Source organism: Sphingobacterium arenae, from assembly GCF_014692505.1.
Taxonomy (GTDB): domain Bacteria; phylum Bacteroidota; class Bacteroidia; order Sphingobacteriales; family Sphingobacteriaceae; genus Sphingobacterium; species Sphingobacterium arenae.
The window spans coordinates 182316-201055 of record NZ_JACNYK010000002.1 but is presented as its reverse complement, the minus strand read 5'-3'; the positions used below and the strand labels follow the sequence as shown (position 1 = coordinate 201055).

Annotated in this window: 13 protein-coding genes and 2 tRNA genes; 11 read left to right on the top strand and 4 right to left on the bottom strand. The window is 40.0% G+C overall.

The genetic code is table 11. The annotated features are described in order from the left end of the window. Nucleotides 1-56: 56 nt before the first annotated feature. The gene (locus tag H8B17_RS07325; protein WP_223816416.1) at nucleotides 57-3251 is read left to right on the top strand and encodes a basic secretory protein-like protein; all 3195 of its coding nucleotides are present in this window, start codon (nucleotides 57-59) and stop codon (nucleotides 3249-3251) included. Here the strand turns inward: H8B17_RS07325 and H8B17_RS07320 are convergent. Continuing rightward, nucleotides 3228-3554, bottom strand: coding sequence for a GIY-YIG nuclease family protein (locus tag H8B17_RS07320; protein ID WP_190308553.1), 327 nt, complete (start codon nucleotides 3552-3554; stop codon nucleotides 3228-3230). The two genes, H8B17_RS07325 and H8B17_RS07320, sit on opposite strands and share 24 nt — an antisense overlap. A gap of 112 nt (nucleotides 3555-3666) precedes the next feature. Between H8B17_RS07320 and H8B17_RS07315 the strand changes: the two genes are divergently transcribed. The 5 genes from H8B17_RS07315 (at nucleotide 3667) to H8B17_RS07295 (ending at nucleotide 10577) form a co-directional block, all read left to right on the top strand. Further along, on the top strand, nucleotides 3667-4440 hold the full coding sequence (locus H8B17_RS07315) for an XRE family transcriptional regulator (RefSeq protein ID WP_190308552.1): 774 nt from the start codon (nucleotides 3667-3669) through the stop codon (nucleotides 4438-4440). Between the two features lie 123 nt (nucleotides 4441-4563). Beyond that, a complete protein-coding gene (rimP, locus tag H8B17_RS07310) occupies nucleotides 4564-5028 on the top strand; it encodes a ribosome assembly cofactor RimP (RefSeq protein WP_190308551.1) in 465 nt (154 codons plus the stop codon). A gap of 3 nt (nucleotides 5029-5031) precedes the next feature. Further along, entirely contained in the window at nucleotides 5032-6270 is a 1239-nt protein-coding gene (gene nusA / locus H8B17_RS07305) for a transcription termination factor NusA (RefSeq protein ID WP_190308550.1), read from the top strand. Nucleotides 6271-6378: 108 nt separating this feature from the next. After that, the gene (gene infB, locus H8B17_RS07300) at nucleotides 6379-9423 is read left to right on the top strand and encodes a translation initiation factor IF-2 (protein WP_190308549.1); all 3045 of its coding nucleotides are present in this window, start codon (nucleotides 6379-6381) and stop codon (nucleotides 9421-9423) included. A gap of 110 nt (nucleotides 9424-9533) precedes the next feature. After that, nucleotides 9534-10577, top strand: a complete 1044-nt coding sequence (locus tag H8B17_RS07295; protein WP_190308548.1) for a ferredoxin--NADP reductase — start codon at nucleotides 9534-9536, stop codon at nucleotides 10575-10577. 65 nt (nucleotides 10578-10642) lie between these two features. On the opposite strand, the gene H8B17_RS07290 is transcribed toward H8B17_RS07295, so the two are convergent. Next, nucleotides 10643-10716 (bottom strand) — tRNA-Arg (locus H8B17_RS07290). A 212-nt stretch (nucleotides 10717-10928) separates the two neighbouring features. Between H8B17_RS07290 and H8B17_RS07285 the strand changes: the two genes are divergently transcribed. After that, nucleotides 10929-11013, top strand: a tRNA-Ser gene (locus H8B17_RS07285). A gap of 361 nt (nucleotides 11014-11374) precedes the next feature. Here the strand turns inward: H8B17_RS07285 and H8B17_RS07280 are convergent. Continuing rightward, nucleotides 11375-11983 carry an alpha-ketoglutarate-dependent dioxygenase AlkB family protein gene (locus H8B17_RS07280; RefSeq protein ID WP_190308547.1) on the bottom strand — a complete coding sequence of 203 codons (609 nt, stop codon included), beginning with the start codon at nucleotides 11981-11983 and terminating at the stop codon, nucleotides 11375-11377. Then, entirely contained in the window at nucleotides 11980-12831 is an 852-nt protein-coding gene (locus tag H8B17_RS07275) for a bifunctional helix-turn-helix domain-containing protein/methylated-DNA--[protein]-cysteine S-methyltransferase (protein WP_190308546.1), read from the bottom strand. Before H8B17_RS07275 ends, H8B17_RS07280 begins: the two co-directional genes overlap by 4 nt. A gap of 207 nt (nucleotides 12832-13038) precedes the next feature. On the opposite strand from H8B17_RS07275, the gene H8B17_RS07270 reads away from it, so the two are divergent. From H8B17_RS07270 to H8B17_RS07255, 4 genes are all read left to right on the top strand, one after another. Next, nucleotides 13039-13971: a ring-cleaving dioxygenase gene (locus H8B17_RS07270; protein ID WP_190308545.1), complete on the top strand. Its 933-nt coding sequence runs from the start codon at nucleotides 13039-13041 to the stop codon at nucleotides 13969-13971. Between the two features lie 145 nt (nucleotides 13972-14116). Further along, entirely contained in the window at nucleotides 14117-14668 is a 552-nt protein-coding gene (locus H8B17_RS07265) for an NADPH-dependent FMN reductase (protein WP_190308544.1), read from the top strand. A 132-nt stretch (nucleotides 14669-14800) separates the two neighbouring features. After that, nucleotides 14801-16783, top strand: coding sequence for a DUF3857 domain-containing protein (locus H8B17_RS07260; RefSeq protein WP_190308543.1), 1983 nt, complete (start codon nucleotides 14801-14803; stop codon nucleotides 16781-16783). Beyond that, nucleotides 16780-18696 (top strand): DUF3857 domain-containing protein, encoded by a 1917-nt coding sequence (locus tag H8B17_RS07255; RefSeq protein ID WP_190308542.1) that lies wholly within the window; start codon nucleotides 16780-16782, stop codon nucleotides 18694-18696. Before H8B17_RS07260 ends, H8B17_RS07255 begins: the two co-directional genes overlap by 4 nt. Nucleotides 18697-18740 lie beyond the last annotated feature (44 nt).

Below are 18740 nucleotides of genomic sequence, written 5' to 3'. Positions count from 1 at the left end.
ATGCATGAAAATAATGGGATATTCCATATGGCCATAAAAAAAAATAGTATATACATATGAAATATTCATCTCTATACCGGACGATTAAAAAGCAGATAAAAAAAACGGATATGTACGCTAAAGGGTGTTTAATGAATATCAAACAGACGATTGTGGCAATGTTGCTGCTACTGCTTGTACCGTATATTGCTTCCGCGCAATATTTTGGGCAGAATAAAATGCGTTATAAGAAATTGCACTTCAATGTGAAGGAAACGCCGCATTTCGAAATGTATAGCTATCTTAAAAACGATAGTATGATGACATGGTTGGCAAAAGAATCGGAGGTTTGGTACAATATGCACCAGCAAGTTTTTCAGGATACTTTTTTACGCAAAAATCCGCTTATCATCTATAATAATCATCCCGAGTTTCAACAGACAACGGCTATATCCGGTGAAATATCTGTCGGTACAGGCGGGGTGACGGAAGCATTTAAGCAGCGCGTGGTGATGCCAATAATGCAGATTAATCATCAGACGAGACACGTGTTGGGACACGAAATGGTGCACGCTTTCCAATTTCGTATGTTGATGGAAGGTAGAGATACGACACGTTTGGAAAATGTCGGAAATATCCCCCTATGGATGGTGGAGGGAATGGCTGAATACCTGTCTATTGGGAAGAAGGATGCATTCACCGCGATGTGGATGCGGGATGCCTATGCCCGAAATGATATTCCGTCCTTAAAGCAATTGACAGAACAATCTTATAATTATTTTCCTTATCGTTATGGTCAAGCTTTTTTAGCTTTTATCGGAGCCACTTATGGGGATACGGTCATCATGCCGATGTTTATGGAAACGGCAAAATATGGTTATGAAATGGGGATACGTCGTGTTTTTGGTTATGATGCCCAGACCATGTCTACCTTATGGCGGAATACAATGGAATCGACTTTTAAGTCTTTGGGAAAAGACACAACTTCTCGCCCTATAGGAGAGGCCTTAATTACGTCGAAGAATGGAGGCCGCATGAATGTCGCACCTGCGATCTCTCCAGATGGACGTTTTGTCGCTTTTATGTCGGAGAAAGATCTATTCGGTATTGATCTATTTTTAGCGAACGCGAAAACGGGTGAGATATTGAGAAAGTTGGGAAGCAGGACAACGAATCAAGATATTGATGAGTTTAGCTACTTAGAATCGGCAGGAGATTTTTCGGCCGATAGTCGCTATTTTGCCTTTAGTATTTTCAGCGAAGGCAAAAATAAATTGATGATCATTGATGTGCAGACAGGAAAAACGGTTGCGCTTGAGGCAATGGGCGATATCGTTGAATTTACGAATATTAACTTTGCACCGGATGGAGACCGCGTGGCATTTTCAGGTCTGCGCGATGGACAAAGTGATATTTATATTTATAACTTTAAGACAAAAGAGTTGGAACAGTTGACGAAGGATAAATATTCCGACTTCCAGCCTAGCTTCTCCCCGGATGGAAGAGCGATTGTTTTTAGCACGGATAGGATGTCTTTAGAAAGCGCTTCCCGTTCTGTTGATATTCCCATGGGAATGGCCACGATTGATGTAGCTACAAAAGAAGTTACGACGATAGATATTTTCCCGGGAGCAAATAATCTAAATCCACATTTCTCTGGAGATGGAAAACACATCTATTTCCTATCCAATGGCGATGGTTATCGCAATATGTTTCGCTATTCACTGAATGACGATGTGGTAGAAAGGCTGACTGATTATTTTACGGGGATTAGTGGTATTACAGAATATTCGCCAGCAATGAGTATCTCGAGCAATGATGATATTGTATATTCATATTTTAAGGGAAATCAATATAGTATATATAAGGCAAATGCTTCTGACTTCGAACCGGAAATAATGGATGCACGTACTGCCGATTTTACGGCAGCCATGCTGCCGCCAAATATAGATCGGGGAGTTAACGTTGTCAACACCAACCTGCAAAATTTTAACGCTTATCGACGAATTGATACTGCCCTGATAAGACCAACTCCTTACCGTTCAAAATTTAAGTTGGATTATCTAGCTAATTCGGGGGTCGGGATGACTGTCGGCACACGCTATGGGGCCGGAATGGCAGGTGGTATATTTGGTATATTCTCCGATATTCTGGGGTATAATCAGATTTATTCTACGTTAAATATTAATGGAGAAGTACAGGATTTTGGTGGGCAAGTGGCTTATGTAAACCAGCGAAGTCGTTGGAATTGGGGAGGCTCTATTTCACATATTCCCTATCGTAGTGGATTTCGCGCTTATGAAATGGACGATTTAGGCCGGGGAGAGGAATTGGTGCTAAGCGATTACATTATCCGTCAATTTGAGACGCAATTTGACGCCTTCGTTGCGTATCCTTTCAATAGACACCATAGATTCGAGATAGGTGGCGCCTTGGCGCGCTACGGTTATAGCGTGGAAAAATGGCAGCAAAGTTATTTTAGTTTCGGTTTTGTTGATCGTAAGCGACTGTCGAATGAGGAAGCTATGAACCTGCTTGGGTTTAGCCTAGACCCTCTCGTTATGCAGCAAGTTAGTACAGCCTTTGTCGGGGATAACTCTATATTTGGATTGACAGCTCCTTTGCAGGGGTTTCGTTACCGTTTATCGGCAGGACAATATTTTGGCGATATTAATATGCGGGCTTATAATGTTGATTTGCGACGTTATCTGCGTTTCCAGCCGGTGACAATAGCTGCACGAGCTTACGCTTATATCCGTTCAGGTGACGATGAAAATCGCTTGCGCGGGAATTATATCGGTTATCCATTTTTTGTCAGGGGATACGATAATCTAAGCCGTGACCGCGTTGGAAATATTTCTTTTGATGATTTGATGGGATCTCGCGTATTGGTCGGTAACTTTGAAATACGACTCCCGTTTACAGGTCCAGAAAAGCTTGCCGCAATAAAATCAGGATTGCTTTTTTCCGACCTTAACCTTTTCTTTGATGCTGGACTAGCTTGGAACAACGGTAATAAGATCGTGAGCAATTTAGATAAGAAACCGAGAGTACCACAATATAACCAGGATGGAACACCGATGCTTGATCAAAATGGAATGCCTGTGTATGGATACGATAGGAATTACCGTGTGCCGGTATTTAGTGCGGGAATATCTATGCGCGTAAATTTATTTGGCGCCATGATCCTTGAACCTTATTATGCGATACCTTTTGTTTCCTCTAGAACGAAATTTGGTACGTTTGGGTTAAACTTCATGCCGGGTTGGTAGTCTCGTGGCCAGCGTTGACAAGGAACGATAGCACAGGTTTAGCCAGTTAGGATTTTTTAATCGAATGAGTTTTTCCCGCTGCATTCGTGTATACTGACGTAAGGTATGTTGGTAAGCCATTGCTTTTTCCTCATCACGAAATGCTTCCATATATACGATGTTATTTAATGGAGATCCTTGACTGAGAAATCCGGATGCTGCAGAACGAAATTCCTGTAAGCATGTAGTTATATCGGTACAACATCCCACTTCCAAACAGGCCCGGTTACTATTTGTAATAATATATACAATATGTGCTTTCATGTGTCATTTGATGATTATATACTAATAAATTTGGTTGTTTAAATATTATTTGCTAATTTTATTGGCACAATATTACTAATTATTTTAGTAAATAAAAATTATTTAGAAAAAAATGTCAAATATTGCATCGAATCTTAAGTTTTTAAGAAAGAGAAAAGGACTAACGCAACAGCAATTTGCTGATGCATTGGAAATAAAAAGGGCTTCTGTAGGCGCTTATGAAGAAGACCGTGCTGAACCGAAGTATGAATTGCTCAGAAAAATAGCCCAGTTTTATGATCTGACAATGGATGAGTTGGCCCATGATGCCATCGATGAAAAATGGCGACCCCAACCCAAAAGCAATGCATCTAATTTGCGGGTGCTAAGCATAACTGTAGACGGTAATGAGCGAGAGAATATTGAACTGGTGCCGGTTAAAGCCAGTGCGGGTTATTTAAATGGATATGGAGATCCGGAATATGTCGCCGATTTACCTAAATTCTCACTGCCCATATTTAACCAGGGAACCTACCGCGCATTTGAAATTAAAGGAGACTCCATGTTGCCGCTACCGTCAGGAAGTATTATTATTGGCGAATATGTGGAAAACTGGCATGATATCAAATCTGGTCAAACATATGTAATTGTATCGAAAGAGGAAGGGGTGGTGTATAAGCGCATTGCCTACAAATTTAAAGAGGAGAAAGGTTTGAAACTTATTTCCGATAATAAGACGTATGAACCTTACTGGGTAAGTACAGAAGATATTATCGAGATCTGGAAAGCGAAAGCATTTATTAGTACAGAACTTCCCGAGCCAAGTCCCGAGCCTACAATGGAAACATTGACCTCTATGATGGCACAAATGCAAAAAACTATCAAATCGGTTGTAGATAACAAATAAATTCCATTTGTCTATTTAAAATAATATTTATATCTTTGTATAATCTGAATAAGAGGGGGCATGGTATGCCCCCTTTTTTATTCCCAAAATGAAAAGTTTTTAATTCACGTATCGAATTAGAGTATGCAAATAGAGGAAAGAGTACGAGAACTGGTGGAAGAAAAGATTGCCGACAGGCCAGATTTATTTATTGTGCAGATTAAGATGCACAATAGTGGTCTTTTGGAGATATTAGTGGATGGAGATGAGGGAATAGCTATTGAGGATTGCGTGCAAATTAGTCGTCATGTAGGTTTTCATTTAGAAGAAGAGGACGCGATTGATCGTGCCTACCGTTTGGAAGTCTCGTCTCCAGGTATCGACACGCCCTTGTTATCATTAAGACAATACCATAAAAATATTGGAAGAAATGTTCGTATAAAGGGGGGAGAGGATGAGAAATTTGAAGGAAAACTGATCGTGGTGAATGATAAAAGCATCACCATAGAAGTAAAAACAAAAGAAAAGGGGAAGAAAGCCGCCCTAAGGGAGACTGAAATTCCATTAGATAATATAACAGAAACAAAGGTGTTAATTTCATTTAAATAAAAAATGAGCAGCAATATCAATTTGATCGACTCTTTTCAAGAGTTTAAGGAATTTAAAAATATCGATCGCCCAACCGTTATTACAGTATTGGAAGAGGTGTTCCGGAGCATGATACGCAAGCGTTTTGGAACAGATGAGAACGTGGACGTGATCGTAAACCCAGATAATGGCGACTTGGAAATTTGGAGAACGCGGGTAGTGATGGAAGATGGGTTTTCAGAAGATGATGATCTAGAGATCGAATTGTCCGATGTGCGCCGATATGACCCAGATTTGGAAGTGGGCGATGAATATATCGAGCAAATTACGTTAGAAAGCTTTGGTAGACGAGCTATCTTGGCTGCACGTCAGACATTGGTTTCAAAAGTGTTAGAATTGGAAAAAGACGAGGTCTTCAAGAAATACAAGGATCGTGAAGGGGAATTGGTAATTGGTGAAGTTTATCAGATATGGAAAAAAGAGATCTTGGTGTTGGATGAAGACGGAAACGAATTAATTCTTCCGAAAACAGAGCAGATTCCAGCTGATTATTTCAAAAAAGGCGATAGTATTCGGGCTGTAGTGTTTAAGGTAGATATGATGAACAGTAATCCAAAAATTATCATTTCTCGTACTGCTCCTGAATTTTTACAACGTCTGTTCGAATTGGAGGTGCCTGAGATTTTTGATGGACTGATCACCATTAAGAAAATTGTTCGGGAACCTGGAGAAAGAGCAAAAGTTGCCGTGGAATCTTATGATGACCGTATAGATCCGGTAGGAGCCTGCGTCGGTATGAAGGGCTCTCGTATACATGGTATCGTTAGAGAATTGCGTAATGAGAATATCGATGTAATCAATTATACATCAAATAACAACTTATATATCACACGCGCATTAAGCCCTGCACGCATCTCTTCAATCAAAATTGATGATGAGAACAAAACGGCTGCCGTTTATCTTAAGCCTGATCAAGTATCCTTGGCCATTGGTAGAGGTGGCCATAATATTAAACTTGCAGGTAAATTGACGGGGTACGAAATTGATGTGTATAGAGAGAATGACGAAGTGGAAGAAGATGTAGATATTGAAGAATTTGCAGATGAAATCGATAGTTGGATTATCGATGAATTGAAACGTGTTGGCCTAGATACAGCGAAATCAGTTTTAGCATTGACAGAAGCAGAATTAGTGAGACGCACCGACTTAGAAGAGGATACCATACAAGAAATTTTACGGATCCTCGAATCCGAGTTCGAATAAGGGTTTCGTCGTATCTATACACTGAAAAAACAATTGGACGGAAATTGTTTTTTCAGTGTAAAAAAACATATTTTTGTAGTATTAAAATTTATAGAAGGTAAATAATAGATGACAGAAGGAAAAAGCATAAACTTGCTAAAGGCAGCAAAAGAACTTAACATTGGGATAGGTACAGCTGTTGACTTCTTGGTAAAAAAAGGTTTTGATGTAGAATCCAAGCCTAGCACTAAGTTGTCTCCAGATATGTACACTGTCCTTCTAAAAGAATTTCAAGGAGATAAAATCGTAAAAGACGAAGCCAAACAAATTATCATCGGTAAAATTCGTCGCGATGAGTCTGCTGCTGGACCAAGTGGAGCAAATCCTACGGAATCTAGAGATGATATTCAAGAAGAAGATAATATAACGTCTAAGGAAGTTCTGATTAAGGAGTCAAGCTCAGCACCAGTGTCTGAGTCCACGAAGCCCGTTGAGGAGGAGCCTGCAGCGCAGGAAAAAGAAGAGGTTGCTAGCAGTCCATTAAAGGTGGTTGGAAAGATTGATTTGGACAGCCTAAAACGGGGTAAATCTAAGAAAGCATCGGAAAAGGAAGATGTAGTGCAAGAAACATCTCTTAAGACAGCGGAACCAGAAGTTCAGCCTGCTGAGCAGGAAGTGAAGAAAGAGGAAAGCAAACCTGTAGTAGAACAGCCCAAAAAGGAAATACCTCAACAGGAAGTGAAACCTAAGAAAGAAGATACAAAGGATCTGCGATCAAAAGAAGAGCAAAAACAAGAAATAAAAGCAGAGCCTGCGGCTAACATGAATAAAGAAACTGAAGAAATTAAACCTCCGGTAACGGAAGAGCAAAAACCTGCTGTGTCTGAAAGACCCCAGAGCGATGTGATACGTGCTCGTTCGGAAACCCTAAGCGGGCCTAAAGTAGTTGGAAAAATTCAACTTCCGGTGGAGCGTAAACCTGTGGCGTCTTCCTCAGGTCCGTCACATATCAATGACAACAAGCGCAAACGCAAACGTTCGAATAAAACCGCCCCCGTCAATCCTAATGCAGTAACAGGGCAAAGAGGTCCGGGTGAAGGAAATACTAATCGTAGCGGAGGAGGGGGCTTCAATAAAGGAGGCGGACAGCAGACGGGTGGTTATAAACAGGGGCAAGGTAACCAACAGCACGGGCATGGCAAGGGACGTCACGATCATCGCGGAAAAGGACGTCATCAAGAAGCGCCTAAAGAAGAACCTTCAGAAAAAGAAATCCAAGACCAAATTAAGGCTACGCTGGCTCGCCTAAGTGGCGCCGGTAAGTCTGGTAAATTTGCGCAACGTGCTAAACTACGTCGCCAGAAACGCGACGATATAGCGCTTTCTGCTGAAGAAGCAGCTATGGAGGAAGCAGCACAATCCAAAATTTTACGTGTTACGGAGTTCGTAACCGCAAATGAGTTGGCGAACTTAATGGATGTGCAAGTTACACAAGTTATATCGACCTGTATGAGCTTGGGTATGTTCGTGTCCATCAACCAACGTTTGGATGCGGAAACTTTGGCGATTGTAGCGGAAGAATTTGGTTACCAAGTAGAGTTTATTAAGCCAGAAGATGAGGAAATTACTGAACTTGAGGAACCGGATAATGAAGCCAACTTAATTTCTCGTGCCCCAATTGTAACTGTCATGGGACACGTTGATCACGGTAAAACATCGCTATTAGATTATATCCGTAAGGCTAATGTAACAAAAGGTGAAGCTGGTGGTATTACGCAGCATATTGGAGCTTACGCGGTGAAACTGGAAGATGATCGCAAAATTACATTTTTAGATACTCCGGGGCACGAGGCGTTTACAGCGATGCGTGCACGCGGTGCGAAAGTGACGGATATTGTGATTATCGTTATCGCTGCTGATGATGCCGTCATGCCACAAACCAAAGAGGCTATCAACCATGCACAGGCAGCCGGAGTTCCCATCGTTTTTGCTTTTACTAAGGTGGACAAACCAGGTGCTAACGCGGATAGGATACGCGAGCAATTATCGGGTATGAATATTCTAGTGGAAGACTGGGGTGGTAAATACCAAGCTCAAGAAATATCTGCCAAAACCGGAGAGAATGTCGATTTGTTATTGGAGAAGGTTGTTTTGGAATCAGAAATGCTGGAATTAAAAGCAGACCCTAAGAAACGTGCGGTTGGCTCGGTGATTGAATCTGCGTTAGATAAAGGCAGGGGTATTGTTACGACAGTATTGATACAAGCGGGTACATTACGTGTAGGAGACCCTATTCTTGCTGGTTCGCATTCAGGTAAGGTAAAAGCCTTGACAAATGAACGTGGTGAACGCGTGAAAGAGGCAGGGCCTTCCGTACCGGTACAGATCTTGGGTATGGCCGGAGCACCTACTGCGGGGGACAAGCTATATGTTATGGAAAGCGAATCAGAAGCGCGGCAAGTAGCGAATAAACGTCTACAATTGCAACGTGAGCAAGGTATGCGCGCTACTAAGCACATTACGCTCGATGAAATCGGTCGTCGTTTAGCTATCGGTAACTTTAAAGAATTGAATATTATCGTTAAAGGTGACGTGGACGGTTCGATTGAAGCGTTGTCTGACTCCTTACTCAAATTGTCTACAGCCGAGATTCAAGTCAATATTATCCATAAATCTGTGGGAGCAATTTCAGAATCCGATGTACTTTTAGCATCTGCTTCAGACGCTATTATCATTGGTTTCCAAGTACGTCCGACACAAGGTGCTAAAAAGCTCGCGGAACATGAGCAAATTGACATTCGATTGTATTCTATTATTTATGATGCCATTGAAGAGTTGAAATCGGCGATGGAAGGCATGTTAGCACCGAAGTATGAAGAGAAAATTGTCGCTGAGGTTGAAATTCGAGAAACATTCAAAATCTCGAAAGTTGGTACCATTGCTGGATGTATGGTCCGTGAAGGTAAAATCAACCGGAACAATGATATTCGCGTTATCCGTGACGGCGTGGTTATTCATACGGGTAAGTTAGCCTCATTGAAACGCTTTAAAGACGATGTCAAAGAAGTGGCACAAGGATACGAATGTGGTTTGAATATCGATCGCTTCAATGATATAGAAGTGGGAGATATCGTAGAAGCCTATGAGCAAGTAGAAGTTAAGCGTAAGCTTTAACAGATACGTATTGATAAATATAATCCCAACAGGCTTTCCAGTTGGGATTTTTTATGTCCTATAGATGCTATCTATTTGACTAATTTCAATAATTAAGCTACTTTTATAGCATGTACAAATTTGAAATTTCAAACGTTATATATCAACCAAATGATACCGTTACGCTAATATTTAAAGATTTATCTGGTCATTATCCAAAACCCAAAGCGGGACAATTTCTGACTGTCTCTTTTACCTTTGGCGAACGAGAAGTACGACGATCTTACTCCTTCAGTAGCTCCCCTGATGTAGATGAACCGCTTGCCGTAACAGTGAAACGTGTTGATAATGGTGAAATATCTCGTTTTTTGCATCATCAAATTAAGATAGGTGACATTATTGATGTATTAGAACCGCAGGGTTTATTTTATTATGAACCCCAAAGAGGCCGCAAGTGCACATTGTTTCTTTTCGCTGCTGGTGTTGGAATAACCCCGCTATATTCGATTTTGAAAACAGCCCTTATGGGCGAAGACAAAACGAGGGTGATGCTGATATACAGTAATAGGACTGTAGAAAGTACAGTGTTTCGTGAAGAGCTGTTGGAATGGCAAAAGAAATATCCTGATCGGTTAGAGATTGAGTGGATATTTTCAAGCTCTAAGAATCTTTTACACGCACGTTTAAATAGGGAATATCTTATTCGTATTGTACGAGAACAGATGCCGTCGGACGGTGAGGCACTTTTCTTTACATGCGGTCCTGTTTTCTATATGGACTTAGTCCGGTTTACACTGTTGGGCATGGGAATTCCCGATAGCTGTATAACGAAGGAAACCTTCTATTTCCCAGAAGAAGAGGAAGATGATGACGAAAGAGAAGAGGAACCTGTGGATATGACTTCCTATGACATTAAACTTCGTTTTCAGGGAATAGAATATGAATTGACTGTTCCGTATAATAAAACAGTACTGGATGTAGGATTGGAACATAAAATCAAACTACCATACTCGTGCAAGTCTGGAATGTGCAGTACTTGTATATCACAGTGTACCACAGGTCGGGTGCGTATGGATTACAATGAGGTGTTAACGGATCGGGAAGTGGAAAATGGTCGTTGTTTAATTTGTGTATCACATCCATTGGAAGAAGGTACGGTAATCGAGGTAATGTAACACAATAAGAACTGATAATAATAAAACAAAAAAGCCGCTCTAAATAAATAGAACGGCTTTTTTAGTACGCCAATCAGGATTCGAACCTGAGACCGACGGTTTAGAAAACCGTTGCTCTATCCAGCTGAGCTATTGGCGCCTCCATTTGGAGTAGCAAAAGTAGACAATTACGCTTGTTTTTGCAAAATAAAACGACTGCTTTTTATTAGTTTTAAACTAACTACTTGCACATCAAAGATATATTTTGTGTTTTACATGTAGTTTTTCTGCCGCTTTGAAAGCGCCTTTCTGGATATATTAGAAATTTGAAATAAACTTTTGCATGAAAGAGAAAATTTGTACTTTTGTCGCGGAGAGTTGGCAGAGTGGTCGAATGCGGCGGTCTTGAAAACCGTTAACTGTCACAGGTTCGGGGGTTCGAATCCCTCACTCTCCGCAGAAAAATCCTTCATTGAGAGATGAGGGATTTTTTGCGTTTAGGGATGAGAACCAGAAGGGTTGGCTGGGGTTCGATCCGAAGGAGGTTTAGGGTTGAGCTTGGGGTAGTGGGGTTAAACCAATCCCTCACTCTCCGCGAGGTAAAAGTCCATCCAAAAGATGGACTTTTACTTTTATAGCGTTTAGGAATGAGAACCAGAAGGGTTGGCTGGGGTTCGATCCGAAGGAGGTTTAGGGTTGAGCTTGGGGTAGTGGGGCTAAACCAATCCCTCACTCTCCGCAGAAAAATCCTTCATTGAGAGATGAGGGATTTTTTGCGTTGTGAGGGGGCGGTTCTGGAAGAAGGATCAAGATTCGGATTATTCGACTATTGTTCGGAACGTCAGATTTATTCTTGGTGTTATTACTTTTTTAGTAGGAGGAAGCCTATGAAACCAGTGGTTCTGCGTGGTATCTTTCATTACCAATAGACTGCCGTGCTCTAAAATGAGTTCAATCTTCTCCCCGGTTTTTTTGTGTTTAAATGCAAATTTACGTTCGGCACCGAAGCTCAATGAGCCGATAGCACCATTTTTTTTCAAATCCGTTTCGCCGTCACTATGCCAAGCCATACCTTCATTTCCATTGTGATAAAGGTTAAGCAAACAGGAATTAAACGTTTCTTTTGTTTCATTTTCTACTATTTTTTTGAGCTCCAAAATTTCGGTTGTCCAGGGCAATGCTAATTTGGTTATATTGGAATAGGTGTATTCGAAAGGTCTTTCACCATACCAGGCCACTTTTCGCTTGGTAATAATTTTCTTTCCGAAGATAATTGCTTCATCATGCTGCCAATCAATTGTCTTTAGTAATTTTTCTAAATAACCGTCGGCCTCCTTTTGATTGAATAGCTTCCCGTAATAATTTACTGTCCCATCGTGGGGCAGCCAATTTTTTTTTCTATCAATGAATTCGTCAAATAGCTTCATTCTTCGATCATTTTCGTTTTTGCAATTTCCCAACCGATGATTGCCGTTTTTCTTGTGCTCCCCCACATATAACCGCCTGTATTACCCGATGATTGGATTACCCGGTGACAGGGAATTAGAAAAGCAACAGGGTTACTTCCAATGGCTGTACCCACCGCTCTTGATGCATTTGGATTGCCAAGTTGTTCCGCTATGTTCCCGTAGGAAGAAAGTCGTCCCATTGGAATTTTCAAAAGTGTTTCCCAAACTTTCAATTGAAAGTCTGTCCCTTTCAAATGTAATTTTATGTCTCCGAGTTTGCTCCAATCATTTTGAAAAATAGACAACGCATTTTGCTGTATGGAGTCCGATTTTTGTTGAAATTCTGCGTTCGGGAATTTTCCCTTTAAATCAATGATTGCATTGGTTTTATCGACGTAAAATGCCATATAGCAAACCCCTTTAGAGGTAGAGGCGACAATGAGGTTTCCAAAGGGACTATTCGCAAAGCGGTAATTAATAATAAGACTTTTTCCACCATGTTTATATTCGGCTGGAGTCATTCCCTCAATTTTAACAAATAAATCGTGTAGTCGCCCTGTCCCTGAAAGTCCAGTTTCAAAAGCCGCGTCAAAAAGAGTTGCTTGTTTATCCTTCAATAATGTTTTAGCGTGTCCAATGCTGATATATTGAAGGAACTTTTTAGGTGTTGTTCCTGCCCACTCACTAAACAATCGTTGAAAGTGAAAAGGACTTAAATGAACATTATCAGCGATTTGATCAAGCGTAGGTTGTGCTTTGAAGTTATTTCTGATGTATTCAATTGCCTCAGCAATTCTGTTATAATCAAGTTCTTGTTGTGCGTTCATCCGTCTTGTTTTTTTAACAAATCTCAGCAGAAAAGAGCTTTTTTAAAACCCGAAACTTGCTGAATTCAACTTGTCAATTTATGGATATCTTATGGTGGAAATTCTCAGATACCGCTACAAATAAACAAAAATCCTTCTTCTTAACCTAGATCAATTTTTTTCAATTCAGCAAACTGTATCTTCGTTATGTAATAAATCGTAATTGTTATGAAAAACAACATATTAGGGTTGCACCACATAACCGCAATCGCCAACGACGCGCAACAAAATCTGGATTTCTATACAAAGGTGTTAGGACTACGTCTGGTAAAAAAGACAGTGAATTTTGATGATCCGGGAACTTATCATTTTTATTTTGGTAATGAAACTGGAACTCCGGGAACGATTCTCACCTTCTTTCCGTGGGAAGGGATACGTCAGGGTAGAAATGGGACTGGGATGGCCACTCATATCGGATATGCTCTTCCGCACGGCGCATTGGATTTTTGGAAAGAAAGACTGAAAAAGAAAGATATCCTTTATGAGGAATACAGTGTTTTTGGAGAAAAACTTATTTCTTTCCGAGATCCTGACGGATTGCAACTTCAATTTATCGAAGGCCATACAAGCGATAACCGCGAAGCATGGACGACAGAAGATATTAACAAAGATGTAGGGTTAAAAGGGTTTCATAATGTCACGCTGACATTGCGAAGAACAGAAGCTACATCGAACGTATTGACAGGTATATTGGGATACGAACTACAAAAGCAAGAGGATAATAGGTTTCGCTTTGCGACGAGTGCGATAGATACAGCAAATCTTGTGGATCTTGTTGAAGATCCGTCTACCCCTCAAGGATATAATGCTGCAGGAACAAACCACCATATTGCTTTCCGAGTTAAGGACGATAACGTGCTGATGGAGTATCGAGAGAGAATATTGTCAGCTGGATTCATTGTAACGCCTAAAATAGATAGAGATTATTTCTTCTCCTTATATTTTAGAGAGCCGGGAGGTGTTCTTTTTGAACTCGCGACGGATAATCCGGGATTTGATATTGATGAACCGCTGGCAGAGTTAGGGAGTAATCTGAAGCTTCCAAAACAATATGAAAACAAACGTTTGGATATTGAGAAGGTGTTACCAAAGCTATCCTAAGTGCTAGCTATGTAATCTTGGTTTTTCATTGCCTAGTTTGTAATTTATAAATTTGGATTAAAAGTTGTACAGATCCTCTTATATGATGTGTTCCAATTATATGGGATAAAAAATGAATTCATGTGAGTTAAATAAATGAACAGTTATGAAATACAAAATCGCAGCCCTAGTAGGATCTCTTCGCAAGGATTCTTTCAATAAGAAAGTAGCTGAAAACTTGATTAGGTTAGCCCCCGACAGTTTGGAAATGGAAATTGTAGAGATCGGACAATTACCACATTATAACGAAGACTTGGATAACGATAATCCCCCCTCGGAATGGGTGGCATTTCGAGAGAAGATTAAAAAGTATGACGGTGTATTTTTGTTCACACCCGAATACAATCGTTCTATTTCCGGTGTGTTAAAAAATGCCTTAGATGTAGCGTCTCGACCTTACGGTCAAAGCGTTTGGGATGGTAAGCCGTCTGCAGTAGCAAGTGCCTCTTTAAGTCCGTTAGCCGCTTCTATTGCTAATCATACGGTACGTCAATCCTTGGTGTTTCTGAATATGCCCGTAATGCAGCAACCGGAGATATATATAGGAAGTGCTCACGAACTATTTGATGAAAACGGGAAGGTCTTAGAAAAGAGCCAAGGATTTTTCAAACAGGTGATTGATGCTTATGCAGATTGGGTAAAGAAAAATCGTGGATAGTAATTTAGCGTCAATTGCTTATATACTAAAAAGCGCTGAAAACGACTAAAATAGCAGGGGTATCTTAGAAAAAAAATGGTACAGCTATGTTAAAGGTATTTTTTTGTTATATTCACAAAAAAATACCTAATTATGATATATAGACTCCTTGCCCTTGTTTGGTTTTTGCAAGTGCTTTTATCCGACACCTATGCCCAAACGAGTGGATTGCCTTCGATTTCTTTTCGCGATTTCGAAATTCCTAATTCACCGATAATAGATTCCACGTCACATGCGGTGATTATCATTGAAAAAGGGAAATCGGATATACAGGTGGACGAAGCAGAAAGAGAGTTACGTGTCATACATCGTTATGGCGTCCGGATTAAGATATTGGATAAAGAAGGGTTTAAAGAAGCTAACTACGTTATTCCCCTCTATAAAATCGGAAATAAATTTGAAACCGTGGATGAGATTCACGGATATACACATTATATAGATGGGAAGATACATACAGTGAAGATGGATAAGGGAGCCATCTTTCACGAAAAAATCAATGAATTTGTAAACCTTAGCAAATTCACCTTACCGAACATTAAAGAGAACTGTATTATTGATATTGAATATGAGATAAAATCACCCGATATTTTTAATTATAGGACGTGGGAATATCAAGACGATATACCTAAACTTTATAGTGAATATACGGCGATAATTCCGGCTCTCTACAACTATAATGTAACACTCCTTGGTCCATATAAATTAACTGACCAAAAATCAAAATTGCTAAAAGACTATTTCTTATTGAACGGACGTCGGCAAGATTGTTCACAATTAACTTATATTATGGCAGATATCCCTGCCTTTCATGAAGAAAGTTATATGTTGGCACCCAAAAATTATAAGTCGGCGATCAACTTTGAACTCATGCAATATTATTCAACAAGTGGAGCGCGCCAGAACCTTACGAAAGAATGGAAGGATGTTGATCGGGAGTTATTGACTAACCGTTTGTTTGGTGGGCAGATTAATCGAGAAAATAATTTTAAGCATATTCTTTCCAGAATATATACAGAGAGTGATTCTGACGAAAATAAGGCTCGTAAAATATACGAATACATAAAAAGCCAGATCAGGTGGAATAAGGTATACGGAAAATACAGTCAATTTGGTGTAAAAGACGCTTTAGAAAGAAGAAACGGAAATGTTGGCGATATTAATCTGGCGCTGATTTCTGCCTGTGCTGCGGCAGGAATTGAAGTATACCCTGTGTTGGTATCTACTCGCGAAAATGGTCTGCCGAAAACTATACACCCCGTAATATCAGATTTTAATTATTTGGTAGCGCAGGTTCGAGTGAATGGTAAAAATTATTTTTTAGATGCATCAGAAGAAAATCTTCCCTTTGGTCTGTTGCCACTGCGATGTATTAACGGAAGTGGGCGTATTATTTATTCAAAAAAATCTTCCGAATGGATAAGGTTAGAAAATGAGATCGATGCAGCAACTCATTTTGATATCACTGGAAAAATAGATGAAACAGGTCAATTCAAAGGAAAACTTCGGGTTATCTATAAGGGACTAGATGCGCTGAATCATCGAAATTATATTCAGAAATTTTCATCGTTGGATAGCTATATTGAAGAGCGAATGAACAACTCGGCCAATATGCAAATTGAAGATGGAAATATCTATCAATTGGATAGTCTGGATAACGACCTTATCGAAAGTTACGAGATCAGTATGGATTTTACCAATAGCATACGCGGAAAGTATTTCTCCTTCAATCCTATATTAATGAATAGGGTGACAAAGAACCCCTTTAATTTGGAAGAACGGAATTATCCTGTCGATCTTGGGTCTAAGAAGAAAGAAACCTACTCCATTGCCATTCATTTACCACCAGACTTTGATATGGAGCATCAACCGGAAAATATCGCTTTAGCGCTTCCAGAGGCCGCTGCGAGATACACCTTTCGCTCGCAATACGTTGAAGGTAATTTAGTGCTCAAACAAGACCTGAACCTGAATAAAGCTATTTATGAGGTCGAAGAATATTTTCATCTCAAGGAGTTTTACTCCAGAATAATTCAACATCAGAAAGTAGATTTTACGTTTAAAAAAAATAAGCTATGACAAGGAGATTCTGCTTAGTTCTCTTATTGACAGGTACCGTTTACCTGTGTGTAATGGGGCAAAATCGGTATTCTGTAGATCTAATTGACGAACATTTGAAAGAACGCGCGGACGCAACGGTTAGAAACGAGCAGATAGAAATTGATATGAAAGATATCAACGATATGACTATCCGGATAATGCGCGCGGTGACTGTTTATAATCGAAACGGTGACGAACATGGAGGAATCGAGTTATATTATAATAAGTCTAGAAAAATAAGAAGTGTAAAGGGGGAGATATTTAATGAATTTGGTATTTCAATCGGAAAGTTTTCCTTGAAAGACTTTCGAGATAGAAGTGCTTCGGGTGAAAGTAATCTATATGATGATACCCGGATGAAAGCGTATAATCCAGCGGTGTATAGCTATCCGTACACCATTGCTTACAGTGTTGAAATTAACGAGAACCAAAACCTGTTGATTCCGTCTTGGATGCCGGATCATGCTTACGACGTCGCGATTGAACAGAGTAGCTATATTTTTCGGTGTCGTCCGACAGATGAGATTCGTATACACCAGCAAAATTATGATGGAGAAGCGTTAGTAGAAGAACTCGGAAAAACTAAAACTTATACTTGGGAGTTAAAAAGCATTCCTGCTCTTCGATCCGAACCTTATAGCCCGCCACGTGATCTTCAGGCGACGCGTATCAGAATTGTACCCGAAAATTTTCAATATTTCAGGAAAACAGGTCATTTTAAGAACTGGCAAGAGTTTGGTAAATGGAATTTTGAGCACCTGTTAGCAGATAAACGTAGGTTACCCGAAACAACTATTCGACATGGACAAGAATTAACGAGAGGTGTCGATTCACCCAAAGATAAGGCGAAGGTACTGTATAAATATATGCAAGATAAAACACGGTACATCAGTATTCAAGTAGGGATTGGAGGAATCGAACCCTTTCCTGCGGAAACGGTGGATCAGCTAGGGTATGGCGATTGTAAAGCCCTAGTGAACTATATGCAGAGTTTATTAGATATTGTTGATATTCCTTCTTATTACTGTGTTGTAGAGGCCGGGTCGTATAAAAGAGATATTACGGCCAATTTTGCAAATGTTTCTGATGGGAATCATATTATTCTGTGTATACCTTTTGAAAATGATACGACTTGGCTGGAATGTACCAATCAGAAAATTCCCTTTGGATTCTTAAGCGATTTCACAGACGATCGATTAGTTATCGCTTGCTCGGAAGAAGGAGGGAAGCTTCTGCGTACACCCAAATTTTCCGATGACGAAAGCCTACAGTATAGAGAGGGGCATTTTATAATACTGGAAGATGGATCATTAGAAGGTCATTTAACGACCACGTTTAAGGGAGCACAGTTTGATAACCATTATTACAATGCCCTTCTAAATCAATCGGATCAGTTGCGTAACTTAAAGAACTGGTACGACATAGATAACATCAGTTTTCAGAAAATTGATTACGAAATAATTGCAGAAGATAAAGATTCGATTGCCTTTTGTGAAACATTGGATCTTAAGATAAAAAATTATGTGGTAATGTCGGGAACACATGCCATCCTACATCCAAATATATTCAATCAAGCACGATCCATACCAGCAACACGAAATCGAGAGAACGATCTGTATATCAATCGTGGTTATACAGATATAGATATCCTACACTATACATTGCCGGGCAATCTTGATACCTTAGCCATACCGGCCCATAAACGATTGGAAACGGAGATGGGCGTATATGAGTTTCGCACGTCGATAGCGGACGGTGTATTGACAAGTTATCGGATGATCCAACTGTATGAAGGAGCCTATCCCAAAGAAAAATACGTGAAATTTTATCAATTTATGACCGAGGTTTATAATGCCGATCGCGGAAAATATAATCTACCTATAGTGCTTTAATTCGTGATTTCTATAAATAAAAAAGGGAAACAATACTAATGCAT

Bases quoted from the DNA above. Each gene is read 5' to 3' on its own strand.
- H8B17_RS07325 (WP_223816416.1), top strand. From the start codon at position 57: ATGAAATATTCATCTCTATACCGGACGATTAAAAAGCAGATAAAAAAA.
- H8B17_RS07320 (WP_190308553.1), bottom strand. From the start codon at position 3,554: ATGAAAGCACATATTGTATATATTATTACAAATAGTAACCGGGCCTGT.
- H8B17_RS07315 (WP_190308552.1), top strand. From the start codon at position 3,667: ATGTCAAATATTGCATCGAATCTTAAGTTTTTAAGAAAGAGAAAAGGA.
- rimP (WP_190308551.1), top strand. From the start codon at position 4,564: ATGCAAATAGAGGAAAGAGTACGAGAACTGGTGGAAGAAAAGATTGCC.
- nusA (WP_190308550.1), top strand. From the start codon at position 5,032: ATGAGCAGCAATATCAATTTGATCGACTCTTTTCAAGAGTTTAAGGAA.
- infB (WP_190308549.1), top strand. From the start codon at position 6,379: ATGACAGAAGGAAAAAGCATAAACTTGCTAAAGGCAGCAAAAGAACTT.
- H8B17_RS07295 (WP_190308548.1), top strand. From the start codon at position 9,534: ATGTACAAATTTGAAATTTCAAACGTTATATATCAACCAAATGATACC.
- H8B17_RS07280 (WP_190308547.1), bottom strand. From the start codon at position 11,983: ATGAAGCTATTTGACGAATTCATTGATAGAAAAAAAAATTGGCTGCCC.
- H8B17_RS07275 (WP_190308546.1), bottom strand. From the start codon at position 12,831: ATGAACGCACAACAAGAACTTGATTATAACAGAATTGCTGAGGCAATT.
- H8B17_RS07270 (WP_190308545.1), top strand. From the start codon at position 13,039: ATGAAAAACAACATATTAGGGTTGCACCACATAACCGCAATCGCCAAC.
- H8B17_RS07265 (WP_190308544.1), top strand. From the start codon at position 14,117: ATGAAATACAAAATCGCAGCCCTAGTAGGATCTCTTCGCAAGGATTCT.
- H8B17_RS07260 (WP_190308543.1), top strand. From the start codon at position 14,801: ATGATATATAGACTCCTTGCCCTTGTTTGGTTTTTGCAAGTGCTTTTA.
- H8B17_RS07255 (WP_190308542.1), top strand. From the start codon at position 16,780: ATGACAAGGAGATTCTGCTTAGTTCTCTTATTGACAGGTACCGTTTAC.